This window comes from Exiguobacterium sp. 8H (assembly GCF_902506255.1).
GTDB lineage: Bacteria > Bacillota > Bacilli > Exiguobacteriales > Exiguobacteriaceae > Exiguobacterium > Exiguobacterium profundum.
Genome location: NZ_LR733429.1, coordinates 1,277,550 through 1,302,511 on the forward strand (window position 1 = coordinate 1,277,550; position 24,962 = coordinate 1,302,511).

Consider the following 24,962-nt stretch of genomic DNA (forward strand, 5'->3'; position numbering starts at 1 on the left):
CACCATCGTGTTTACTCTTCTATCATAAATGAATGAACATTCATTCGCAAGCGTTCATTTTTCAATTTCATTCCATTTTTTGAATGAACGATTAGTTTTTAATGTGTGTGGTATAGACAACAAGAGTCAAATTTAGAAAGGGGAATGTATACATGCATGATAATCGTTTAAACACTGTCGGTAGCCGAAAGGACTTTGAGTCGTTTAAGAAGAAAGCCCAAGAACAGTCGCACCAACCGGGAATCGATTCGAAGATGGAACCTTTCCCGATCTATGAACGGGAAGACTATAAAGGAAGTGACAAGTTAAAAGACAAGGTCGCGATCATCACCGGTGGGGATTCCGGGATCGGAAAGTCGGTCGCCATCTTCTTCGCCCATGAAGGTGCGAACTCCGTCATCGTCTATAAAGACCAAAACGAACTCGAGGACGCGGAAGCGACGAAAGAACGGATTGAGGACTTAGGTCAAGCCTGTCTCTTGCTTCAAGGCGACCTCGGCGAATCTTCTTTCTGTCAACGAGTCGTTGAAGAGACGCTCGAGACGTTCGGTCGGATTGACATCCTCGTCAATAACGCTGCCGAACAACATCCGCAGGAATCGCTTCTCGACATCTCGGACGATCAACTCGAGAAGACGTTCCGCACGAATATCTTCAGCATGTTCTACTTAACGAAAGCAGCGCTCCCCTACTTAAAAGAAGGAGCGAGCATCATCAATACGACCTCGATCACAGCCTATGAAGGAAACGACCAATTGATTGACTATGCGTCGACGAAAGGTGCCATCACGGCATTCACCCGCTCGCTCGCCAAAAACTTGGCGGACAAGAAGATTCGCGTCAACGGGGTCGCCCCGGGACCGATTTGGACACCGCTCATCCCTTCAACGTTTGACGCGGAGAAGGTGAAATCGTTCGGCGATTCAGCAGAGATGAAACGACCGGGGCAACCGGCCGAACTCGCACCGGCGTATGTCTATCTCGCAAGCGATGATTCGACATACGTCAGTGGTCAAGTCATCCACGTAAATGGTGGAACCGTGATTAATGGATAATTGATCGAAGACTCAGTTCGTAGCTGAGTCTTCTTTTTGTGCAGTTCATCCAGAAGAACATCAAGAACTTTTCTTTTGGCTGTCCGATCAAATCGGTCCGGAGTTTTGGGTAAGTGAGGACGAAAACAACAAATCGTAGCACCTCCTCAATTTAGAAGATCGAACGCATCGACGTTTTCCATACATCAAAAAGCACGAACATCCTCGACGGACGTTCGTGCTCATTTTATTTCTTCACCATTCCTTTTAACACGAACGCCACGTTTGCCGGACGTTCCGCGAGACGGCGCATGAAGTAGCCGTACCAGTCACGACCGTATGGCACGTAGACACGGACTTTGTATCCTTGGCGCACGAGCTCGAGTTGACGCTCGACGCGGATGCCATATAACATCTGGAACTCGAACTGGTCGAGCGGAATGTTGTTCTCTTTGACGTGCTCGATGATGGCGTCAATCATATGGTCATCGTGTGTCGCGATGGATGCGTAGTTCCCGTTCGCAAGATGGAGTTTGACGAGCTTCACGTAGTTATGGTCCACGTCCTCTTTTTCAGGGAACGCGACCGTCGCCGGCTCTTTATATGCCCCTTTGACGATGCGGAGGTTCGGCTTGAGCGGCGCAAGATGATTGATGTCATCTTCCGAGCGGTACAAGTACGACTGGATGACCGTTCCGAGACCGTCGAATTCAGACTTCAGCTTTTTGAACAATTCGAGCGTCTTCTCACAGCGCTGCTCATCTTCCATATCGATGGCCACAAAGACCCCGACTCGTTGTGCGACCGTCAAAATTTGACGCATGTTGTCTTCAATCAACTCGTCCGAGATATCGAATCCGAGTGACGTCAGCTTGAGTGACATATAGGCGTCTAATTGCTCTTCTGCCATAATTTCAATCGCACGCATGATCTCGTCGCGATTCGTATTCGCCTCTTCGACCGTCTTAATAAATTCCCCGAGATGATCGACCGTGACCGACAACCCTTTCGCGTTGAGTTCGCGAATCGTCGGGACAGAAGCCTTAAAGTCTTCCCCTGCTACAAAGCGTGATGCACCAAATCGTAGGCCATATTTCTTTGCCAAACTGTTGAGTGTTTTGTTTTGTGACATGTAGATAAATCCATCGCGCAACACTTTTTCCATCTGATTTTCCCCCTTACTTTTACACCCATCTATCTCTATGATGATGTCTGCAATTATTATGACACACAAACGTCATTTCGTCTGTATTTTTGTAACCGTTTGCAGCACTTTCTTCCCAACTTTTCAAAAAAGACAGACGCCCCGTAGGACGGCTGTCTTATAGGCTTGTCGAAGGTGCGACATAGAGTAAAATACTGAGGAAGATGAACACGCTTCCCGCTAGGACGAACAAGTGCCAAATGGCATGGTTGAACGGCAGTTTTTGCCACACGTAAAACACGATACCGACCGAATAGGCGATCCCTCCTGCGAGGAGAAGCATGAACCCTTGATGACCGAGTGATTCATACAACGGACGGATGGCGATGATGCAGATCCAGCCAAGTGCGAGGTATGTCACATTGGACACCCACATGTACTTTCCGGTCGAAAATAGTTTCCACACGATCCCGAGAATCGCGACACCCCACACGATCCCGAACAACGTCCAGCCGAGCGTCCCGTGAAGGGTCACGAGCGCAAACGGTGTATAACTTCCGGCTATGAGTAAGTAAATCCCCGCATGATCGAACACTTGCAGCACCCGTTTCGCCCGTGGATGCGGGATGGCGTGCATGAGTGTCGAGAAGAGATAAAGTAAAATCATCGATGCCCCGAATACACTGACCGCGGTGACGTTCCACGTGCTCCCACTCTCTGTGGCGCTCATGACGAGCAAGACGAGGGCGACGATGCTGAAGATGACTCCTAAGCCGTGCGTGATCGCGCTCGCAATTTCTTCCCCGAGCGTGTCGGCATGGAGCATCTCTTTGAGTTGTTCTTGTTTCATGTGCTCCCACCTTCCGTAACTGTTCCTTCTAGTATGGACATTTCCCGATTTTAACGCAATCAAAAACACGGGCTACCGATTAGCCCGTGTCGAGATTATGCGACTTCTTTCACCGGAACGTCACATTCCATTTGTGCTGCCCGCATCGCGCGTGCCCGTTTGTGGAACAAGACGAGAAGCGTCAACGTGCCGAGTGTCGAGATGACGTACGGAAGGACTCCGTCCAGCTTGAAGCCGATCGGCGCCGTCAAGATGTAGAACCAGACTGCATACAACATGAATGTCCCCGGAAGGAGCGCGATGTAGTGGTTTTTCCCTTTAATGTAGAGGTACATCGCCCCGACAAAGAGTGCGATGACCGCCGTCGTCTGGTTCGCCCAGTTGAAGTATTGCCAAAGCATTTGGAAGTCCATGTTCGTGAGCACGTATGAGATCGCGAAGAGTGGAAGCGCGATCCAAAGACGCGACGAGAACTTCTTCTGTGCGATTGACATGTAGTCCGCGATAATCATCCGTGCGCTACGGAATGCCGTGTCTCCTGACGTGATCGGTAAGACGATGACTCCGAGAATCGCGAGTGTCCCGCCGATGCTGCCGAGCATGAGTGTCGCCACTTCTTGCACGACGAGTGCCGGAGTGCCCGCACTGATGAGTCCAAGCAATTCACCTGGCTCAAAGATGGCCATCGCCGCTCCAGCCCAAATCATCGCGATGACCGCTTCGGCGATCATCATGCCGTAGAAGATTTCACGACCGTTGCTTTCTTTCATCGTCGTCCGCGAGATGATCGGCGACTGTGTCGCATGGAAACCAGAGAGCGCCCCACATGAGATGGTAAAGAAGAGGAGCGGCCAGATCGGCAAGCCGTCCGGATGCATGTTCGTCAATGTCATCTCTGGAATCTGATATCCTTGAGCGAACAAACTGACCGCGATCCCGATGGCACTGATGACGAGTAGTGCCCCGAAGAACGGGTAGATGCGTCCGATGATCTTATCGACCGGAAGAAGCGTCGCCAAGATGTAGTAAGCGAACACAGCGAAGATGACGATGGTGAGCGTCGTTGCATTCCCATCGAACAAGTTGTTGATCATGTTACTCGGAGACGTGACGAACACCGTCCCGACAAGAAGTAAAAGTAAAAGTGCAAATCCATTGACGATATGGCGAAGTGAACGTCCGAGAAACTTCTCCGCTAGTTGTGGCAAGTGTGCCCCGTTATTTCGAAGGGAAATCATTCCTGTCAAATAGTCATGAACCGCACCGGCAAAGATCGATCCGAACACGATCCAAAGGAAGGCGACCGGTCCGTAGAGCGCCCCCATAATCGGTCCAAAGATTGGTCCGACACCGGCGATGTTGAGCAATTGAATCATCGAGTTCCGTTTTTTGCCCATCGGCACGTAGTCGATGCCGTCCTGAGACGCATAGGCGGGCGTCGTCCGCTCTTCCTTGATGCCGAACGTCTTCTCAACGTAACGACCGTATACCAAATACCCGACCAAAAGTAGTGCGAGTGCGACGAAGAATGTAATCATCTGTCAGTCCCCTTTTCCGTACATATGTAGCCGAAACCCCATCAGCTCTTCGGTTTACACGTGTCATGTAACCGATTACATGTCTGATTATACATAAGAGTTAATGATAATGTAAGGGCTTTCATTCACATTTTAGACACTTTTATTCGACAAAAAACGACGCCCGAATTGGACGCCGTTCCGTACTTATTTCAAGTTGAGAGTCGATTGTTTTGCACCAGAACCGTTCGATCCGCTTGCGATGACTTTGTAAGTCCCTTTCGTAAGGCCTTTTTTGAACGTGAACGTGTACGTTCCTGTCCAGCTCGCCTGTACTTTGGCGACTTGCTTGCCTTTCGCGTCTTTCAAGACGACCGTCGCACCCGGTGTTGTTTTCCCGATCAAGGCGCGTGTGCCGGCCTTCACACCTTTCGTCGTCTTCGGTGTCACGATTGATCCATTTTTTAACTCGAACGATGTTGTCTTGACTACTTTTCCTGATACATCTTTCGCTTCGATTTCATATTTTGCTGCAAAGAATCCTGTACTTCTCTTGAATGTGAAGTTCCCATTCTCGTCAGCTTTCGCATAGTCTACTTTTTTCCCGTCTCGTTTAAGGACGAGCGTAGCCCCTTCCGTCGTTTTTCCAGTCAACACGGTTGTATTCGTGTACGTCAAACGTTTCGAGATAGCTGGCGTTCCGACAAAACCTGCACCGACGACTTTCGTTTCCGTCATCGTCTTCCCATTCAATTCGCTTTCAATCGTCAATGACTGACGGAGTTTGAGCGGTTTGACCGTCAAACGGTACATGCCTTCTGCATCGGCTGTCGTTGTCGCGAGAACCGTTTTGCCATCTTTTAATGTCACGTTTGCAGATGGAGCCGTCTTCCCAGTCACGACTTTCGCACCCGGTTTGATGACATCGACCGCGAGCGTCAAGTCAGTTGGCGCCACTTCGAGCTCTGCCGTATAGGTCCGGAAGAGGCGGCCTGCCGCATCTTCACGCGTCGCGTCCGTCGCTTCGATACCTTCATAAAGGTTCAAGTACTGCTTACCCGCATCCGCTGTTTCAAATGTCACCGAACGTTTCGCATCCGCGACAATCTTCCAGTTGTTGTCGGCTTTGTAGTCTAAGTTACTGCCACTCGACACAATATAGTCCGAGATGACGTTACGTGTCTCATACGCTGAGCGATAGACGATGTTCTTCCCGCCACCGAGACCTGGGAACGATGAAGAACCCGCGCGATAGTTATTCGTCGCAACCAAGAATTCTTGGTCCATTTTGATCGGTTGTCCGTTGTACTCGACGTTCTTCACGCGGTTCGCGTTCGCATTGACGAGCTTCCCGCCGACATCGAACATCGCAGGACCCGTGACATCGATCTCATACGTCAAACCGTCGAGAATATCGAAGTTGTAGCTACGGAATTGAAGGTTGAGTAAGTTTTCGCCATCTTCTTCGATTTGGTCAAACGCACCCGCTGACATCTCGAGCCAATCCATGACATCTTTTCCTGTCACTTTGACGACTTCGAGCGTGTTCGGATACACGTAAAGGTCCGCGACGTTTTTCAAAGCAATTTGCCCTTTCGGGATATTCGTATAGTAGCTCGCATCTGTCAATTCACGACCACCCGCTTTGAACGGTGCGCCTGCTGACAAGAGTGGTAACTCTTTATAAGCAGAAAGTTCTGGGTTCGTCTCGAGTTCTTTCTCGACATACCACTTCTGTGCGTTCGTCACGAACTGAACCGATGCGTCGTCACGGACAAGTGCGAAGTAGCTTTGGATGTCATCTTGAATCTCACCGACCGGTTGGTTGATATAGTCGATTGTCGCCAAGTGGTCGTCTTCGATCAACGCTTGAATCGTCGGGTCGACCACCGTATCAGCCGTCACCGTATCGAGTGCTGCTGACGCATCAACGATTTGCCATTTCCCATCCACGAGTTCAAGTTCAAAGTCGATGACGCCGAGGTCCTTCCCTTGGTTGTTCGCCATGACGACCGGTTTGCCATTGATTGTCCCCTTCGTCATATCGACGTTCGGGAACGAAGCGAACATGCCTTTCGCATCCGGGAAGCGACCGTGTTGGTGTCCCGTCATGACCATGTCGAGCCCGTCAATCTTCGTGAGTGCGTAACCGACGTTCTCTTCGCTGTCGAGTTGCTCATCCGCGAGCGCTGCACTGTCACCAATCCCTGAGTGCGCGAGGGCGACGACGACGTCCGCTCCCTGGCCTTTTAATTTTTGTACTGCTTCACGTGCGGACGGGATGATATCCTCTGCCGTCACACGACCTTGAAGGTTCCCCGAATCCCATGACATGATTTTCGGAGGGACGACTCCGAATACGCCGACTTTGATCGCATGTGTTTCCCCATCCAGGTCTGTGACCGTTCGTTCGATGATTTGGACCTCTTGTCCATCCACGTTGAACTTCGAGACGATCGGGTTGCCTTCTAAATCTTTGACGTTCGAGTTGACGAAACGCAGTTTCCCTTTCGACCCCTCCATCGCGTTGTATAAGAATTCGAGACCAAAGTTGAATTCATGGTTCCCGAGTGTGACGGCATCGTAGTTCAATGCCGCCATCGCCTTGTACATCGGATGTTCGAACGCTTCATTTTTTCCAGCTTGGCTCTCACGGACGTAATCGCCAAACGGTGTCCCCTGAATCGTATCCCCGTTATCGAACAAGAATGTGTTCGTTTCCCCAGCGGCTGTACGATGTTCATTGATGAGTGTCGCGACTTTCGTCAATCCGATCGTGTTATCGACCTTGTCTTGGAAGTAGTCGTAGTTCGTGATGTTCGTATGTAAGTCTGTCGTCTCTAAGAAACGGAGCTTGACGATATCCTCGTCCACTTCTGCCAAGACGTTCGGTGCCTGTAGCGGCAAAACGGTTGGTAACACGAGCGCAGTCGCGATCGACCATTTCAATGCGGTTTTCATGTGATTGTCCCCTTTTTCTGGTTGATAATTGTCTAACCATATTCAATATAACACCAGCTGTCTTTCCCTCCTATTAAATTTTTGTATAAAAATAGACCTAATTTCCTTTACAAAAATTAGGTCTATCATCCTATTATTGTTTGATACGAACAGTAAACGGTCCATCTCCGTCAATTTCTTCAAATGTGACTGATACCGGGTACGCATGTTTACCGTAGACCGACTCTTCGAGACGAATCATCGTGAAGCCAACCACGTCCTCCCCACTCACGAGTTCAAGCGGGAGTTTCTCAACGTTCAAGTGGCGGTCGTAGCCGTTGCGAAGGAGAATCGTCGCCGTGACGTCCGTCTCTTCCTTCTCCACCGACACGAGCATCAAGTTGAACTCGTTCTCTCCGACTGGCGGTGTCGAGATGTTCGTCCGCATGAGCTGTTGCCATGCAACCTTCGAGAACTTTGCTTCTTCTTCCGATGACACGGGCTGAAGCGGATCGATCGGGTTCATTTGGAAGACGAGTCGAAGCGAGTCGTAGGATTCTATTTCTCCGAACATCTCATCTAAGAAGAAGTCCAAATAAACCGGTTTGCTCGTCCACGCCTCAAAGCTCGGCAATTCAGAACGTCCGAGGACTTTCCGGCCGATCGGGACGTTATTCGCGTCTAACAAGAGGACCGGCAATTCGTTGATTTCGAACGAGCTCGGAAGCGTGTTGCGGAACAACGCCACGATCGACAAATCATGCCCGAGCGATTCGGCATTCAACAACTCAATTGAGAGTTGATTGTCGAGAAGTGGAGGGAGTCGTTTCGCATGATAACGGAAGACGTACTCGTCCTCTTTCGGGATCCCCATCGCATCGTCGATGACGAGCGTCAATTGGCGCCCTTCCTCTTTATTTCCTGTCTCAATCTGTTTACGTTTACGAAATCCTAGCATTATACTTCCTCCTCTGCCATCTCGGCGAAGTAACGGTCGAGTTGGCATAGTTCCGTCGTGACATCCCGTGCGATATTGATATATGTCTGTTCGAAGATTTCGAGTCCTTCTTTTCCGAACTGACGGCTCGGGTCTTCCTGACCGTAGCTGCGAAGACCGATCCCTTCTTTCAATCCGCTCATCGTCGTCAAATGGTCCGTCCACTTCATGTCGACGGCACGGAGAAGCGATTCTTTCGCGAAGAGGACGATGTCATCCTGTTCGAGGCGTGACGCCGTCGTAGCAATGATCGCCTCCATCCAGTCGTTTAATGCATCCTTCAGTTCACGCGTATCGGCGATGTCTTTTGCCCATGTCGGCTCCTGCATCGTCAAGTAGCGTAAATCATCTTTCAACTCATCGATTGGCCATTCCTCAGGCACGAGTTCATCCGACACATGCATATCGATGCTGTTCTCGAGGGCGAGGCGCATCATGCCGAGGACGTTTTTCGTGATGGCATCGGCATCGGCGTTGACGGCCTGATTACGAATCGTATAGATGATATTCCGTTGCTCGTTCAAGACGTCATCGAGTTTGAACAAGTAGTCCCGAATCGAGACGCCGAGTCCTTCGATCGTCGTCTGCGCATATTCGATGATCTCGATCGCATCTTTCGTTGAGACCTCACCTGTCGCACTCGGCTTCAACTTTTTCTCCACGCGTTCTAGTTTCTGCGCCGCATAACGTTTCACGATCTCATCTTCGAGCGAGACGAAGAACTCGGTCGCACCGGGGTCGCCTTGACGTCCCGAACGACCGCGGAGCTGGTTGTCGACACGTTTTGACTCATGCCGCTCCGTTCCGATGACGAAGAGACCGCCCGCTTCCTTCGCTTTTGCGTCGAGCGTGATGTCCGTTCCACGTCCGGCCATGTTCGTTGCAATCGTCACTTTGCCGAATTGACCGGCGTCCGCGATGATATCCGCTTCCTGAGCGACCGTCTTCGCGTTCAACACGTCATGCTCGATCCGCTTCTTCTTCAAATGCTTGCTGATGGCTTCCGATTGTGCGATCGAGGTCGTCCCGATCAAGATCGGTCGTCCCGTCGTATGCAGTTCCGCTACTTTCTCAGTGACCGCCGCATACTTTTGCTCGGTCGTCATGAAGATGCGGTCCGGATGGTCGACACGTTGACGTTCGCGGTTCGTCGGCACTTGGACGACGTCCATGTTGTACGTCTTCAAGAACTCTTGGCGCGACGTCTGGGCCGTCCCCGTCATCCCCCCAACGAGCGGATACATGCGGAAATAGTGCTGAATCGTAATCTCCGCCGTCGTCTTGTTCTCTTCGGTGATGGTGACGCCTTCTTTCGCCTCGAGCGCCTGATGCAACCCTTCCGACAGGCTTCGTCCTTCCATGATGCGTCCCGTGAACAAGTCGATGAGTTCAATCTTGTCTTCTCGGACGATATAGTCGACGTCAAGCTCAAACAAGACGTTCGCACGGAGCGCCTGGACGAGATAGTGATAGAGCACCTGGTGTGAGGCGCTGAACAGGTTATCGATGGCGAACAGCTCTTCAATCTTGACGATCCCTGCTTCCGTGAACGTCGCAGATTTCGACTCGAGGTCGACCTCGTAGTCGGTCTCCTCGAACTCAGAAATGATCTGTTGTGCCAACTGTTTCAACCGGATATGTGACCGGTCCTTCTGCGCGATGATGAGCGGCGTCTTCGCCTCATCGATCAAGATGCTGTCGACTTCATCGACAATGGCGAAATGGAAAGGACGTTGGACCCGTTCTTCCGGCTTATGGACAAGGTTGTCACGCAAGTAGTCAAACCCGAACTCTGTCCCGACCCCATACGTGATATCTGCCTGATATGCGGAACGCTTCTCGTCCGCTTCGATGTCTGGTACGTTCAAACCGACCGTCAACCCGAGGAAGTCATGGATCTTCCCGATCTGTTCCGCGTCACGTCTCGCCAAATAATCGTTCACCGTGATGACGTGGACGCCTTTTCCTTCGAGCGCCTTGACGTAACTCGGCAAAGCGGCGACGAGCGTCTTCCCTTCCCCCGTCGGCATCTCCGAGATGTTCCCTTCGAGGAGGGCGAACCCACCGATGAGCTGGACGTCATAGTGACGCATTCCGAGCACACGGACTGACGCTTCGCGGACGAGAGCGAACCCTTCTTCCGCGATGTCGTCCACTTTCTTTCCATCCAAGAGACGTGCTTTGAGCGTCTCCGTATATGTACGCATCTCGTCATCCGAGAGGGCTTTCATCGTTGTCTCTAATTCATTAATACGCGCGACCCGTCGTTCGTACGCTTTCAAACGCCGGCTTTGATCATTCGTTAACTGTTTTACAAATTGGATCACACTAATAGCCTCCATCTTTCTATCAATTCATCACTTACATACCCGTCTATTATAACGAAAATCGAACCAATTCGGAGACTTTTTTACGAAAACTTCCTAAAAGTTGGTTTTTTGACACGTGAAAACCTATAAATTTTGGTTAATTTTCAAAAAGTATTTGTAAAAATATTTTCAATTCACTATTTGAGATGACGTGAGACCGTGTTACGATGAAAAAAACAGAACGTTTGTTCGTAAAAGGGAGTGGTGACGATGCGCAGACGAATCTTTTGTATCGACAGCGTCTCGTTCTATGCCAGTTGCGAGTGTGCCGCGCGCAACAAAAATCCTTACAAGACAAAGCTCGTCGTCCTCTCGAACCTCCAGGACAGCGGGGCACTCGTCCTCGCGGCGACCCCGAAAATGAAGCGGCTCGGAATCAAGACCGGGTCACGTCGCTTCCACATCGACCGCCTCCCGTGGCACGAACGACGAGACGTTTTGTATGCCGAGGCGCGGATGAGTCATTATTTGAACGTTTCCATTCAAATCATCCACATCCTGCATCAGTTCGCCCCGCCCGAGGCGATTCGCGTCTATTCGATTGATGAAACGCTCGTCGACATGAGCGGGACGGAGCGGCTGTTCGGAAATGACGAGCACGTCGCCCACCTCATGCGTGCGACGATTTTTCGCTATACAGGCATTCCCGTCACCATCGGCATCGGACCGAACAACGTCCTCGCCAAGCTCGTCCTCGATTTGCATGCAAAAAAGGAAGGTGTCGTCACGTGCCTTCTCCAAGACGTCGAACGGCTCATCCATCCGGCGCCAATCGAGAAGATGTGGGGCGTCGGGACGAAGATGGCGGTCCACCTGCAGCGGCTCGGCATCTGGACGATTGGGGACTTGGCCCGCTACCCACTCGAATCCCTTCATGAAAAGTTCGGTGTCATCGGTGCAGAACTTTGGCATCACGCCTGGGGCATCGACGAGTCGCCGACCATCCTGCCGGCGAGCTCCTTGTTCGGTGCGAAACGGATGCGACCGAAGTCGATCGGACACGGCATCACCCTCATGAAAGACTACACGACGTATTCCGCAATCCGGCTCGTCTTACAAGCGATCGCGGTCGAAGTCGGCATGCGAACCAGGCAAGCGGGACTCGTCGGAGGGACGATCCATCTCGGGGTGCGCTATACGCGGACGAGCGACCGGGGTGGCTTCAGTAAACAAAAGAAGCTCCCCCGCTTCACAGCGGACGAGCAAGAGTTTCTCCCGATCTTATTGCAGCTATTTTTAGACGGCTGGGAAGAGACGGAGGCCGTCCGTTACGTCTCGGTCGCTCTCGGCAAGCTCGAGCCACGGAGCGATCACGTCCAGTTATCGTTCTTCGAAGACGAATGGGCGAAGGCGAAACGGCTCGACTTCCTCGATTTGATTGATGGCCTGAACGTCCGGTTCGGTCGCGGCACGATCCGACCGGCGTCGAGCCTACTGAAAGACAGTCCGCTCCGGACGCGCCAACGTTTAATCGGCGGACATAAACAAGGAGGCGATTCCTCATGAGCAAGACCCGCTATCGTGACCGGGGTGAGTTGAAATGGATCCCATTTCTCATGCCCGAGCACGTCGCCCTACTGAAACGTTATTATGCCCAAATCCAAAAGATTGAACTACCCGACTTGGACGAACAGCTCCTCTATCTTTGGCAGACCGAGCTCGAACGGGCCATCCGTGAAGGCGACCAAGTCGAGGTGACCTTGTTCGTAGACGGCTTGACGACAAGCATGCGCGGCTACGTTCACGCCATCTATTATGCCGAGCGCGAGGTCGAGCTGTTCGATGGCGAGGTGCGCCGCGTCCCGTTCGGCGACATCTTGTCTGTTCGTTAAGATGCCTCGATCGCTTCTTGGGTCGTCTCGAACGTTTCAATCCCGTCGAGTAGCCCATAGTGAGCAAGCGTCGCGCGGACCGATGGCGACAGATGCGCGAAGATGACATGCCGGTCGGCTGCTTTCAGCTCGGTGACGACACGACGCAACTCTTCGACCGCGGTCACATCGATGACGGGGCAGCGGTGAAAGTTGAAGATGAACACGTTCGGTTCCCGATGGATGTGATGGAGGACGTGCTCGAACAACTCGACTGCACCGAAAAAGAGTGGACCTTCGACACTGAAGACGATTTGGCCGTCTCGCGTGACGTACCGTTCTGTCCGTTCACGCACATCGATCGTATCGGCCATTCGTTTCGCGAAGAGCGCGAGCGCACAGATGACGCCGACCTCGACGGCGACGACCAAGTCGACGAATACCGTCAACAGTAGCGTGACGAGAAGGACGAGCGACTCGGATGAACGATGACGTAACATCGCCATCACGTGATGGCGTTCGGACATGTTCCAGGCGACCCGCATCAAGATCGGAGCGAGTGCAGCGAGTGGCACGTAACTCGCGAACGGCGCGAGGACTAAGACCGCAATGAGGACCGTGATCCCGTGGATGACACCGGCACGTCGGCTGACCGCTCCCGCCTGAATGTTTGTCGCCGTCCGGGCGATGGCACCTGTCGACGGGATCCCACCAAAGAACGGTGTGATCACGTTCGCAAGCCCTTGCCCGAACAGTTCCTTGTCCGGCTTCATCTTCGTCCCCGCCATCCCGTCGGCGACCGTTCCCGAAAGAAGCGACTCGAGTGCACCGAGGAAGGCGATGGCGAATGCGGACGGGAGGAGCGTTGTAATCAAGTCTAGGTCGATTGTGAGCCAGTTGAATGTTGGCAGTCCGCTCGGGATGCCGCCGTATGCACTTCCGATCGTCGCGACCTCACCCGGGATGAGGACACTGACAAACGTCGGGACGAGCATCGCCATGAGTAAAAGCGGTAAACGGAACGGCAGCTTCGGTACGAGCCAAAGCGTCAAAAAGCCGATTCCGGCAATGACGATCGGCCACACGGACGCTTCGGGCAACGCTTGACCGAGGCGAAGCAAGTTCTCGTGAAAATGTGGCGCCTTCTCAAACGTGACCCCTAACAACTCATCGAGCTGGTCGACGAAGATGACGACCGCAATCCCGGCCGTGAAACCGATGGTGACGGCCCGGGGCATGAAGCGGATGAGCCGTCCGACCCGGAGCACGCTCATGAGGAGCAGCAAAATTCCGGCGAGAACGGTCGTGACGAGTAACCCTTCATATCCATATGCGAGGACGACACCCGAGACGATCGGGATGAACGCTCCCGTCGGTCCGGCAATTTGGAACGTCGAACCTCCGAACAGGCTGACGAGGATTCCTGCGAAGATGGACGTGTAGAGCCCATACACCGGCGGGACGCCCGAGGCGATGGCAAATGCCATGGCGAGCGGGATGGCGACGACGCCAACTGTAATTCCGGCCGAGATGTCCTTTTGCCACATCTCACGTGTGGAGAGTGAGTCTTGCATCATACATTCCTTCTTTCCAATCAGTTCAAAAGCGAGTTCAGTGTACGCCTGGAAAGAGGGCTTGTAAACGGTTTGAGAAAAACGTTAACAGAATGTACAAAAGAAAAAGACGCACCTTTCGATGCGTCTCCCTTCAATTCGTCGGAGCCTCTACGACTTGATCGCCATCTTCCGCGTCTTTCGCCAGCAACTTCACATGACGACCGAATAACCACATGACGACGAGATGAGCTTTCGCCTGCGTCTTCGTATAGAACCACCACGGGAGGGCCGGTACGAACTCATGGATGGCGACGAGTCCTTCATCCGAATCCGGTAAGCGTCTAAACTCGAGACGCCCTGTCTGATCCTCTTCACTCAACTTGACGAACTTGCCCCCGTCAATCGCAAAGGACGCCATATCGTCCGTCGCTTCCTGTTCGAGAGATAGATGAAGCGCGACGAACGATGGATCAAGCAGCGCGATCTCCCAATCATCGTCTTCTTTCGTCGTCTGAATGAACGGATACATAAAACGACCGAGCCACTCAAAGTACGTGTCCGCCATCCAAAGCGCCGACTTTTCTTCCGGCAGACCGAACCGCTGAATCGAACGGACGGTATACGATTTCGGTTGCTTTTTCTTCTTACCTCCCGAGGACTGTTTCTCTTCTTCCTCAAGCGCATGTTCGACCGCCTCTTTGAACGGAATCTCTCCCTGGCCGATACCTTCGACCGTGTCTTCTGCGACCATCGCGTGTCCCATGCTCTCGACAAGCGGATAGACGGTCGCCTTCGGTTCACCCGTGACCGCCATGACCCACAGGCGCGACAGTTTGATTGTCGGGAACGGGAAGTCGATCAAGACGCGACGCTTATCCATGACTTCGGCCGTCTGCTCGATCATCTTCCGATACGTCATCACCTCAGGACCCCCGATGTCGATATGACGGTCATAAAGCGACTCGGCACCGACGACCGAGATGAGCGCCTGAACGGCTTCCCGGATGTCGATCGGATGTGTTTCCGTCTTCGTCCATCGTGGCAAGATCATCGACGGCAAACGCTTGACGAGCTTCGCTAAAATCGGGAACGACGAACCTTCCGGACCAATGATGAGTCCCGCCCGTATCGTCGTCACCGGCACGCCCTGACCACCGAGAATGCGTTCGACCTCAAGTCGACTCTTCAAGTGACGCGACAACGTCTTCTCTTGTTTCGGGATGATCCCACTCAAATAGACGATCTGCTCAATGTCGTTCGCCTTCGTCGCCCGGGCGAAGTTATCGGCAATGAGCGCGTCCATGTCCTCGAACGTCGCCTGCGTCAAGCCGCCATCCGGAATCATCGAGTGCACGAGGAACATCGCGTAATCCGCGCCCTCACATGCTTCTTTTGTTGCCTCATATGAAAACAAATCACAGGCACGCCACGTGATATGGGCCTCATCTTCTTTATTCTTCGTCGATCGCGATAACGCGATGATGTCATACTCTTCCTTCAGCTGCTCCATCACGTTCGAGCCGATATAGCCGCTCGCCCCCGCAATGACAATCGTTTTTCGCATAATGGTCACTCCCCTAATTATTCGCATAGAGGTAATGTACCCTTCTTTTTTAAAAGATAAATCAGTCTAAGTATGTAGAGCCTGCTCGACCGATTCATACTAAAATGAGAATAATTAGAAAAAGGAGGGATATTCATGGGATTTTGGTACTTTCTTTTGCTTGGATTGGGAGTAATCCTCATCGTGCGAGGGATTGCAAGTAGCGCGAAACAAGGTGGACTGATTTTAGTCGGACTTGTGATGGTCGGGGTATCCATATTTATGTTCCAAGATGGCAGTGCGGACTTGGTCGCGAATTGGTTGGATCAAATCACCGGTCAATAAGTCACATTCTCGAGTAATCGCGAGGTCCATTGACAACCTTTTAACGTCTTCAATCTTGAATTGATATGGAAGGAGCTCGACAATGAAACAGTTCAAACGAGTAGGTGTTGTGGCGTTATTCGCCTTGATTGGATTTGCTCTTTTCCATTATGCGACCGAGTCGAAGACAGGTTCCGCTGCATGGACGACAGAAGCTGCGACACATCACTTCAAAGATATCTTAGAAGCGCAGCGAGAGGCGATTGAAGCGCATACTCCTCTTGAGAATATCGAGCGAACGAAACTGTCACACGAAGATGACGTCGTCCGGCTCCTCCTCGGTCAGCGGGATTGGGTCGAGCAATTCCACTATACGATTCAGGAGGTACAAGTGGACGAAAAAGGTGGACTTCTATACGCAAATGCTTATGTGACAAGAAATCTTCAATTTGAGAGTGGTGTCACGACCGGGCTTGGTGACGAGATGACGATTCAATTGAGGTCTCCGAATGAGACGATCGAAGAGGTGGAGCTCGACAATCATAGCGTGACACAATCAGGCCAACCCTTTTTCAAACGCTGGATCAGTCGAGTGTTTGACTGAACAAATCCCACTTTCCGATTGGAGAGTGGGATTCTTTTTTAAAACGATAAATCTAAACCAGTACCATCATCAAGAAGTTCTCCGTTTTTAGCGGTATAGTCAACACGAATCTCGGCTCGCTTCAGGATGTCGTTCTCTTGTAACGCAGACATCCACGTCCGAACGCGCTCTTCGTCATCGGCTTCCGGCTCCCGATGAAGCGTCAATAAGATTGTCGGCGAAACGTCGGCTGTCTGATAGGCGATTGGATTTGCCGAGGAGACATCGAGTTGTCGGATACTTTCTTCGTCATATAGGACGACATAGGTGACGTCTGCACCAAACGCCGTATCAATCGAATCTTCAATCGCCTCTGTGACCGCATCTTCCCATTTGGATGAGAGAAACGTATCAACGATTTCTCCGGTCGATTCATTCTCGTAAACATAAAATTCCGTTCCCGTCACCGAATCCACCACAATCGCCGCATACTCAAACGGAAAGTTTCCCATGTTGTCGAATAATACGTCTTCTGTCACTTCAGCATCTTTGAATCGCTCGAGTACATATGATTCAGCCATCTTCATCACTTTTGCTTCCTCATCGGGATCTGGTTGCATCGACCGATAAAAGGCAAATACCAACCCCGCCACCCCAATCACAATCACACCAAATCCGGCCAAAAGCCACTTCAAGTAACGTTTCATGTCGACTCCTCTCATAACTGTTTGTTCATGGCGATGGACGCTTCTTGGAATCCGAGTCGTTTATATAATCGCTGTGCGTCTGGATTCGTACCGAATACACTTAGTCCAATGGATGTTGCGCCAAGTTCTTCTGAGGCAACTCTTTCAAGTTTCTCAAACACTGCTGTCGCATACCCTTGCCCACGGTAGGTCTCTTCAATCAAAATGTGATAAATGAAGATGCGTTTCGATTCAGCTTGAAACGCATACCACAAAATTCCGACACGAATATCTCCGTTCATCACATGAACAATCGTCTGCCCTTCCCCGGGTTGATTGTCTGGGAAGAGGTCCCGAATCAATTGAGTCGATTCCTCTTGTGCCAACACCATCGGAAGTTGATAGTTGCGCGCGACATCTTTTGCATAATCGTCAATCAACCAAGTCACATAATTCGCGATTTCTGGTCCCGTCATCCTGGCAAAATGAATGGTCATCTGTTTACCCCTAATCGTTTTCCCTTAGTGTAACATACAATTTTTGGAATCACTGTTTCTAGTGAAGTTCAGGATTTTGTAAGGTTGCCGCAGATTATATGTAAGGTGCTCCCTTCATACTCGGAAGAGGAAATTGAAAGGAGACATCTATATGAAAGCCACACCATCACATGAACGAATCAATGTCCTCGATACACTACGAGGCTTCGCCTTATTCGGGATTGTTTTTATGAACATCCTCAGTTTATTACGTCCGAGCGACCCAAACACCGTCATGGAACATTATTATATATACGCCCTTCACATCTTCATCGACGGGAAGTTCTTTATGATCTTCTCATTCTTGTTTGGCGTCGGGTTTTATCTCTTTATCTACCGAGCAATAGAACGTGGAGATCGCGCATACGTTTTATTTACGAAACGATTGCTCCTCTTACTCGGCTTCGGCTTGATTCATATGCAATTTCAGCCGGGGGAGGCGCTAACGATTTATGCCGTGAGCGGGCTACTCCTCCTGTTCGCATACCGTCTTCCTCGGTCAGTTAATTTGATTCTAGGTCTGATTGGACTAGCTGTACTCGCTTATACCGGCACGAAACTGTTAATGCCGCTTGCTCTCATCTTGCTCGGGCTTGCAGCGGGGCAGTATGAGGTGTTTCGTCACGTCCATACGCACCGGGTACGTTGGCAGGTCGGACTGGTCGTTACCGGTATTTTATCCGCCGGATTTGTCTGGCTACAATATACGAATTTACCAAGCTTATCGTATTTCAATGTCGGCTACACCCCGACTAATGAAGAAATTCAAGCATATATCCGTATGCTCGACTATTCGAATTGGTCAGCTCCCTTTTTAGCGGCGTTCTATATCACCATCCTTATCAATATGAGTCAACTACGGACGACACGTTCCTGGTTCGCCCCACTTCAAGCGTTTGGTCGTATGGCGTTGACGAATTACTTGCTTCAGACTGCACTTATGGTGACTGTTGCTACATTCGGACAGACGTTCACAACGATTGAAACAGGACTATGGGCAATCGTCATCAACGCCGTATTGATCGTATTCAGTATGGTATGGCTTCGCCGTTTCACATACGGACCGATGGAAAAGGTATGGCGGCTTGGGACATACTCTCGCTTCGGACAAGGTATCCTATCGTCAAAATAATGTAATGTTGAGGAAGGACAGCTGTCAAAAGTGTCCTTCCTCAATTGTGTTTGCAGGAGTGAATTCAATTTCATATGCTTCACCAAGCTCTCCTTGTAAACGCTTCGAAAGTAAGTCTCCTTCACGATTATGTTGCTCCACCTTGATTTCCCATCCTTTAGCAAGTGCATCCGTGTCCCAGTCAATCCATTCTCCGAATCGACTAACCCATTCATAGAAATCACGCTTCAATTGGTCAGAAATCGTAAACTCATTCAATTCTATATTGTATCGACAGGTCGCACACCATGTCGGGTCCGCCCCCACATCCGCCTCTATAGTGATTCTTTTCAAATTTTCACAATCACAAATCCTATTCATTCATTCGCCCCCAGGTTTAAGGTTAGATTCTGCATACGTATTCAAAATTAGGAGGATATCCTTTTGATTTATTCAGTCGAGAAACGTAGAAATGAAAATGGTGTGCAGATTATCTTTCATACAATTGATGGCTTAAGTGGATTAGATGAGACTAGTTGGTTATTCCCTTATTCAGTGACACGAACTAAAGAAAACCATTGGTCTACGCGAACAAATGATTTTCTAGGTTTAATATAAAGTGTCTTTAGCAACTTCATTTGTTGGATCTAGAACAAGAATTTTTTCCGCGATGGACTTTGCTTGTTCATCACTTACAATCTTTTCTGGGACGATGTTCAGAAATAACAGGTTCTCTAAGCGCTTCACATCTGCAGCATCAGTCAAATCCACGGCTCTTTGAGCATGGTATAAGGAAGAGGTATAAGCCCCTTCAATGTGGCAAAGGGGCTGTGATAGGACTTGAAAAGCTAAGTCATGTAATTTATCGTCCTCTGTGTCCAATAACAGATAGACGAGTACGGAGTAATTCGACAGATTTTCATTATCATACGCCAAAGTTAATAAATCATTTTTAAATGTTTCAAAATCAGTAGTTTGATAGATGTCTTTTACTTCTTTAAACCGGCCTGACACAATTAAAGTTTCTAAATTATTTGACACTGTTTATTCACCTACGCATTACTTATTTCTTTTTCTCCATGGATTATGGTAATGAAGCATTTGTGCACTTATAAAGATTAATTTTGGATATAATGGGTTTAAATGTTAAAATTAAAAATCGAAAGGGGACTTTAAATGATCAAAAAAATCTTATGGGTACTATTGATGATGGGGTTAGCTCTATTTATTATTACTTTACAAATCAATCGATTGGGTGAAATGACACCGGAGATACAAATGACATTATTTATGTCGCTAGGAATTGTTGTCGTATTATTTATTCCACCACTCATCATGTCGTTCTTTTCAAATCCAATTATTTCATATCTAAACATTGCATACCAGGGAGTAATCGCTATATCTTTTTTAGGAATGTTGCCTATTGGTTTTATGATTCCAAACGGTATGTTTACAGCGATTATAGCATTGCTTGGGGTCGGGATTAGCTCGATGAGTATCATAACAATTTTAAGAACTAAAGAACTGAGTATTAGAAACTAACATACAAATATTCAAGTGAAAGTTAAAAGTGATGTGCTGATGTCTATGCTGTTCAACTATAGTGAATACTAAAACAAAAGTCGAACCTGTTTAATTAGGTTCGACTCTTTTCATGCCTTCGGAGCCCAATTGTTTTCATAGCCATTTTGAACGGCATAGTGATACAAATGAATGAGTTTCGATTCTTTGCATGTAGACATGTGTTCTGCCGTACGCAGTTCATGATTTCGTTCTACCAAATTGTAGAGATAATCGATATTCGCTAATCGATGATTTTTACTCGTATTACATGTCGGGCATGACAGCACAAAATTCCATAAGACATCATTTTGCATATAAGACCACGGAATGAAATGATCCACGTGAACTTGTCTCACAGGCTTTAGGCAATAGAAGCACGTTGAGTGCCCGTGGCTTAATAGAATTCGTTTAAACTCCTCAAGCGATTGGCGGACAGACACAAACTCCAGCTTGCTCAAGATTCGTTCCATCGCATCTTGGGAATTGTATTTTTCTAAAAAGATGGCTAACTGATAGTTTGTCACGTTCATGAGAACACGCTTATATTTTTCAAAGAAAACGACATACGCTGGAACGAGTTGAATCCATTCTTCTTTTCGATTGAAAGAGTAAATCGTTTCGTTAAAAGAGCGATAGAAAGAACCGTATACGTATTTTTTTATAAAACTGATTCACGTTCCGAATCAATTGATTTTGTTGATGCTCTGGTAAGCGGTCGAAGTTCCAAACTGGCGGAATGTTGTGTTCTTTCTGAAAGGAGACCATCACGTTTTCAACAGCGCTCTGCTTCCCTAGTTGATTCATCTGTGTCAGCCCATGCTTGACGATGAGATTCCAATAGATTTTCGTCACATGCTTGGCAATCTGGTGAAATGACACGACCCCTGATTCATTTAGTTCTGTCGTACATTCGAGTAACGCTTTCATCAATACATGTTTGTACGTAGTCGTATGAGAAGCGTTCATCAGAAATTGTTGCGTAAAGCGCCATAGGTCTGATTCGGTTAAATACACATCTTTTGCCTCAGCGACGCTTAAATCCCATGCCAACGACCTCACCTCCATCCATTACACTATTGATTATAACGAATGCAGAAAGGAAGTGGATCACGGCGCATCAAACAGGAGCAGAAAACTCTCTTTTGATTTGTTCGATATCAATCATTGTCTTTTCATGAACATACTGTACGAGCGCATCATACTGTTCGACCGTATTGAGTTTTTTGAACTTCTCAATATCCCCTTCAAAGCCCGTGAAATAGTCACTTTGATACTCTGGATTGTTAAAGAGTCTTAAAAATTCCATATAGTCCTTGATGGTCATTTGACTCACGATGTGAGAGAGAATGGATTCCCACTCTTTAATCCGCCCCTCATGAATCTGTTTTTTGATGACAATGTCTTGTGCTTGCTCCATTTTGATTTGCTGAATGCATTGCTCCACTTCTAGTCTATATTGGAACAACTCATCTCGATTTCGAGTATCTAGCGTAGGCGTCACTTCGGTTAAATAGTACTGATACCTCTGCTTTCGCGGATGCATGTTCTTGGCTTTTTTAGGGCTTTGATTTGGATCATCGGATTTATTAAATCGTTTCTTTAAATCAATGGATCCTAAAGCCCCAATGATTTCTTTGTTATGTTTTAATGCAAGTTTCCCTACTGTCGGACCATATTTTTTGACGCCATTCACGATCAATTCCGTTGATTTCTTAGACATGCGGAATCCTCCTTTAATATGTATATTTTTATGACGATTTTCAAAAAACAACTCGTAGTTTCTATTCAACAAAAGGATGCTCAATCCCTTGATTCCATTCAAAAACCTAATAACCGGTGTCCGCTCTCCAAAAGAAAAGGATTAATGAGCAGTCACTCAAAAATCCTTCGTCAGATTACTTCTTCTCTTGTTGTTTCTGCAAATACGCTTCACGAAGCTGGTTCAATCGTTCTTTCTTGTTCGAGACAGTCGGCTTTTTGCCGTCCTGGTACTTCGCCGCAGCTACTTTGCTTCTCTTGTCTAATTGATATTTTCCCATGCTCTTCACCTTCCTTTCTTTCTGGATTCAATCAAAAGCAAAGACCCTCTAATTTCAATGAAATTAGAAGGTCTTCATGAAAATCATTGATCGCAGTCGTTACAGACTGCTTCAAAATGGAGACGGCGGGAGTCGAACCCGCGTCCGAAGGCATCGTAACTTTCAAATAATTTAAATGGAGGTTTACATTTCAAGGTTTACTCAAAAGGGAGTCCTACAAATTTATGAACTCGGTTCAAAGACCTTCTTTCAAGAATTATACCTTAATATTCATAGTAATAATATAAGAAACTGTTTAACAATCCCTTATTCAAGGTGTTATAAACTAATACCATCTTAAACAACCAAATTCGTAATTATTTATTTTATAGTTGAGGGATTTTACAACTGGACTCAATTGTTTTAGCTTTAGTTAAAGTAGCTTAGCACTTCAACTTACATACAAAGTATGATTAACGATAATTGAAGCTATTCTTATATCTCACTTTCACGATATTTTATCATTTTAAAGATTACTTCATACATATTAACGTCACTAGCATTTTCAGCGTATCTATACTTATCGGTTTCGTTTAGTTCTTGCCACTCTGGAAAAGTCGAAGCATCAATACCTTTAAATTTCAATAATTGTTCAGAAGTAAACTTTACAATATTGATGTCAATGGTTTGGATTTCTTTATCCAAGTCTATCTCAATTGGTTCTGAGAAACTATAACTTACTAATCTTAGTATCAAGTTAAAAAGAACATTTGACACGTTTTCGCAAAGTTTTAAGCAGTTTTCATTTTTTGTTAAAGGATAATAAATTTCTCTTCCATCTTCAATCATTGAAAAGCTAAGCTTTGATAGATTCGCATGTGCTAACAAATTCCGTAGTTTTCTTGTACTATTATTCTTATCATTAAGAAATCTATATCCTATCTCAGTAATTACCTTTTGGGTTCTAAGTTCGTTAATCACATTCATAAAACTCGCTTCACAGTTTTTTGTTCTATCTTTAAGAATATTTTCTGTGAGATTGAATAGAAAAATCAATGCTACGAAACCATTCCCAGATTTCCCCTTACTATTTGATTACAGTATGAAAGTAAGTTTCCATGATATCTAGAATGAAGCCATACCTTTTCAATAACTTCTCCTTTTGAATATAAATAGCCCTCCATAAGTCACCCTTCTATATAAAGAGAATAATTCTTATACTTTCTATTAAGATTCAAAGAACTCTTATTCATAATTTCCCATTGCATTTCGAACTTTATTTTTCCAATTACCCGTGTGTGTGACTCTTTCAAAATTCCTATTTTCACTATTAAGAAGTTCTGTTCTACTCATCTTACTAAGTTCCTCCCACTCTTCAAAAAGAATGTATATAGCATTACCATAACTAGCACTCTCTAGTACAACTAAGTTTTCAGTTATTTGAGCCCCAAAATATGAACTAAAGCTATTTGTTCCCGAGATATATCGTATAGGTTTCAGTTCTTCAAAAAACTCCATACGATCAGAATAAATATCTATAAATCTTTTTAACGGGTTTCTATGCTTGCTAATCAATCGTTGTATATTCTTTTCAAAATTCTTTTGACCAGGAGGGAAGATTTCCCACTCCACTTGTAATGTTTCTATGTAATCTTTATCTGTAGCTTCTTTTGTAAATACATCACAATGACCAGTATTCTCCATAAGAAGATTACATTGGTACAATAATTTATCCATAAATTTTTCATCATCTTTTAAAAGATGTACATCTATTGAAAACTTAAGATCAAAGGCTTCTTCTTTTTCTTCTAATAAATTTATTTTGATTGTATAGTTTTGGGGTAACAATATTCTTTAGGGAAGACAAGAATCGTTCTAGTTACATCAACAGACCCTTTTCCCCAATCCCCAAAAATAGGGACAGTGTTTGTAAAAGATTTTGGAACTTTAGGTAAGCCTTTTTTTGTAATAGTTCGACCGTTAGCATTATAGTTTGAATATCTACCAACAGAGGGATTTGGAAAGACCTCATCCTCATATGAAAGTTTACCATCATATGAGATCAACAAGTGTTTGTATTTACCTTGAATAATTTCTTCTTTTGTAATTTCTATTACTGTAGCTACTACTACTGATTCGGACTGCATTTCCTCAATTTTTCTTATGATTTTCTCAGGTACTTTTCGTACATTCTTTTTCCACGGCATTTTCATTTATATTCCCTCCAAAATTAGTGTAGGTATTGATAATTACTTTAAATCTCTTTTATAAATTTAATAATTACATTATTTCTAATTCATTCCCAATTTAATTATATCCTATTTTTACTTTTAAATGTATCTTATTCCCTTTAGAAATTTAATTATTTGATGTGGAAGTT

26 protein-coding genes are annotated in these 24,962 nt (G+C 47.4%); 7 read left to right on the forward strand and 19 right to left on the reverse strand.

All coding sequences use genetic code 11. From position 1 onward, the window contains the following. Positions 1-152: 152 nt before the first annotated feature. On the forward strand, positions 153-1,055 hold the full coding sequence (locus GVY43_RS06500; RefSeq protein WP_159562608.1) for an SDR family oxidoreductase: 903 nt from the start codon (positions 153-155) through the stop codon (positions 1,053-1,055). Between the two features lie 226 nt (positions 1,056-1,281). Here GVY43_RS06500 and GVY43_RS06505 read toward each other — a convergent pair whose 3' ends face one another. From GVY43_RS06505 to secA2, 6 genes are all read right to left on the reverse strand, one after another. Further along, positions 1,282-2,199: a proline dehydrogenase family protein gene (locus tag GVY43_RS06505; RefSeq protein ID WP_012726871.1), complete on the reverse strand. Its 918-nt coding sequence runs from the start codon at positions 2,197-2,199 to the stop codon at positions 1,282-1,284. 157 nt (positions 2,200-2,356) lie between these two features. Continuing rightward, positions 2,357-3,028 carry a hemolysin III family protein gene (locus GVY43_RS06510; RefSeq protein WP_051829405.1) on the reverse strand — a complete coding sequence of 224 codons (672 nt, stop codon included), beginning with the start codon at positions 3,026-3,028 and terminating at the stop codon, positions 2,357-2,359. 95 nt (positions 3,029-3,123) lie between these two features. Further along, positions 3,124-4,566 (reverse strand): carbon starvation protein A, encoded by a 1,443-nt coding sequence (locus tag GVY43_RS06515; protein WP_159562609.1) that lies wholly within the window; start codon positions 4,564-4,566, stop codon positions 3,124-3,126. 186 nt (positions 4,567-4,752) lie between these two features. Beyond that, positions 4,753-7,506 (reverse strand): bifunctional 2',3'-cyclic-nucleotide 2'-phosphodiesterase/3'-nucleotidase, encoded by a 2,754-nt coding sequence (locus GVY43_RS06520; protein WP_159562610.1) that lies wholly within the window; start codon positions 7,504-7,506, stop codon positions 4,753-4,755. Between the two features lie 133 nt (positions 7,507-7,639). Beyond that, on the reverse strand, positions 7,640-8,443 hold the full coding sequence (locus GVY43_RS06525) for an SLAP domain-containing protein (protein ID WP_074036331.1): 804 nt from the start codon (positions 8,441-8,443) through the stop codon (positions 7,640-7,642). Then, positions 8,443-10,809 (reverse strand): accessory Sec system translocase SecA2, encoded by a 2,367-nt coding sequence (secA2, locus tag GVY43_RS06530; RefSeq protein WP_159562611.1) that lies wholly within the window; start codon positions 10,807-10,809, stop codon positions 8,443-8,445. Before secA2 ends, GVY43_RS06525 begins: the two co-directional genes overlap by 1 nt. A gap of 252 nt (positions 10,810-11,061) precedes the next feature. On the opposite strand from secA2, the gene GVY43_RS06535 reads away from it, so the two are divergent. Together GVY43_RS06535 and GVY43_RS06540 are read left to right on the forward strand one after the other, a co-directional pair. Continuing rightward, on the forward strand, positions 11,062-12,357 hold the full coding sequence (locus GVY43_RS06535) for a DNA polymerase thumb domain-containing protein (RefSeq protein ID WP_159562612.1): 1,296 nt from the start codon (positions 11,062-11,064) through the stop codon (positions 12,355-12,357). After that, on the forward strand, positions 12,354-12,683 hold the full coding sequence (locus GVY43_RS06540; RefSeq protein WP_078147286.1) for a YolD-like family protein: 330 nt from the start codon (positions 12,354-12,356) through the stop codon (positions 12,681-12,683). The genes GVY43_RS06535 and GVY43_RS06540 overlap by 4 nt, the downstream gene beginning before the upstream one ends. On the opposite strand, the gene GVY43_RS06545 is transcribed toward GVY43_RS06540, so the two are convergent. Next, a complete protein-coding gene (locus GVY43_RS06545; RefSeq protein ID WP_236548932.1) occupies positions 12,680-14,236 on the reverse strand; it encodes a SulP family inorganic anion transporter in 1,557 nt (518 codons plus the stop codon). The genes GVY43_RS06540 and GVY43_RS06545 overlap by 4 nt on opposite strands. A gap of 133 nt (positions 14,237-14,369) precedes the next feature. Continuing rightward, positions 14,370-15,782 carry an NAD-dependent epimerase/dehydratase family protein gene (locus GVY43_RS06550; protein WP_159562614.1) on the reverse strand — a complete coding sequence of 471 codons (1,413 nt, stop codon included), beginning with the start codon at positions 15,780-15,782 and terminating at the stop codon, positions 14,370-14,372. 135 nt (positions 15,783-15,917) lie between these two features. On the opposite strand from GVY43_RS06550, the gene GVY43_RS06555 reads away from it, so the two are divergent. Further along, complete coding sequence (locus tag GVY43_RS06555; protein WP_159562615.1) at positions 15,918-16,106, forward strand: hypothetical protein; 189 nt, start codon at positions 15,918-15,920, stop codon at positions 16,104-16,106. An 82-nt stretch (positions 16,107-16,188) separates the two neighbouring features. Continuing rightward, positions 16,189-16,689, forward strand: a complete 501-nt coding sequence (locus GVY43_RS06560) for a hypothetical protein (protein WP_159562616.1) — start codon at positions 16,189-16,191, stop codon at positions 16,687-16,689. A 38-nt stretch (positions 16,690-16,727) separates the two neighbouring features. Here GVY43_RS06560 and GVY43_RS06565 read toward each other — a convergent pair whose 3' ends face one another. Beyond that, complete coding sequence (locus GVY43_RS06565) at positions 16,728-17,375, reverse strand: hypothetical protein (RefSeq protein WP_031422891.1); 648 nt, start codon at positions 17,373-17,375, stop codon at positions 16,728-16,730. A gap of 11 nt (positions 17,376-17,386) precedes the next feature. Next, positions 17,387-17,851, reverse strand: coding sequence for an N-acetyltransferase (locus GVY43_RS06570; RefSeq protein WP_159562617.1), 465 nt, complete (start codon positions 17,849-17,851; stop codon positions 17,387-17,389). A 151-nt stretch (positions 17,852-18,002) separates the two neighbouring features. Here GVY43_RS06570 and GVY43_RS06575 point away from each other — a divergent pair, with 151 nt between their 5' ends. Further along, complete coding sequence (locus GVY43_RS06575) at positions 18,003-19,022, forward strand: DUF418 domain-containing protein (RefSeq protein WP_159562618.1); 1,020 nt, start codon at positions 18,003-18,005, stop codon at positions 19,020-19,022. A 24-nt stretch (positions 19,023-19,046) separates the two neighbouring features. On the opposite strand, the gene GVY43_RS06580 is transcribed toward GVY43_RS06575, so the two are convergent. Beyond that, positions 19,047-19,382, reverse strand: coding sequence for a hypothetical protein (locus GVY43_RS06580; protein WP_159562619.1), 336 nt, complete (start codon positions 19,380-19,382; stop codon positions 19,047-19,049). 228 nt (positions 19,383-19,610) lie between these two features. Further along, positions 19,611-20,042 (reverse strand): hypothetical protein, encoded by a 432-nt coding sequence (locus GVY43_RS06585; protein WP_078147294.1) that lies wholly within the window; start codon positions 20,040-20,042, stop codon positions 19,611-19,613. 135 nt (positions 20,043-20,177) lie between these two features. Between GVY43_RS06585 and GVY43_RS06590 the strand changes: the two genes are divergently transcribed. Then, complete coding sequence (locus tag GVY43_RS06590; RefSeq protein WP_078147295.1) at positions 20,178-20,543, forward strand: hypothetical protein; 366 nt, start codon at positions 20,178-20,180, stop codon at positions 20,541-20,543. 110 nt (positions 20,544-20,653) lie between these two features. Here the strand turns inward: GVY43_RS06590 and GVY43_RS16130 are convergent, their stop codons facing one another. The 7 genes from GVY43_RS16130 to GVY43_RS06625 form a co-directional block, all read right to left on the reverse strand. Further along, entirely contained in the window at positions 20,654-21,094 is a 441-nt protein-coding gene (locus GVY43_RS16130; protein ID WP_159562620.1) for an HNH endonuclease, read from the reverse strand. A 91-nt stretch (positions 21,095-21,185) separates the two neighbouring features. Continuing rightward, positions 21,186-21,614, reverse strand: coding sequence for a hypothetical protein (locus tag GVY43_RS06600; protein ID WP_159562621.1), 429 nt, complete (start codon positions 21,612-21,614; stop codon positions 21,186-21,188). A gap of 67 nt (positions 21,615-21,681) precedes the next feature. Beyond that, the gene (locus GVY43_RS06605) at positions 21,682-22,284 is read right to left on the reverse strand and encodes a hypothetical protein (RefSeq protein ID WP_159562622.1); all 603 of its coding nucleotides are present in this window, start codon (positions 22,282-22,284) and stop codon (positions 21,682-21,684) included. A gap of 175 nt (positions 22,285-22,459) precedes the next feature. Beyond that, a complete protein-coding gene (locus GVY43_RS06610; RefSeq protein WP_047795092.1) occupies positions 22,460-22,603 on the reverse strand; it encodes a hypothetical protein in 144 nt (47 codons plus the stop codon). A gap of 474 nt (positions 22,604-23,077) precedes the next feature. After that, entirely contained in the window at positions 23,078-23,569 is a 492-nt protein-coding gene (locus GVY43_RS06615) for a hypothetical protein (protein WP_159562623.1), read from the reverse strand. A 258-nt stretch (positions 23,570-23,827) separates the two neighbouring features. Next, positions 23,828-24,319, reverse strand: coding sequence for a hypothetical protein (locus GVY43_RS06620; protein WP_159562624.1), 492 nt, complete (start codon positions 24,317-24,319; stop codon positions 23,828-23,830). An 80-nt stretch (positions 24,320-24,399) separates the two neighbouring features. After that, positions 24,400-24,795: a hypothetical protein gene (locus GVY43_RS06625; protein ID WP_159562625.1), complete on the reverse strand. Its 396-nt coding sequence runs from the start codon at positions 24,793-24,795 to the stop codon at positions 24,400-24,402. Positions 24,796-24,962: the final 167 nt, after the last annotated feature.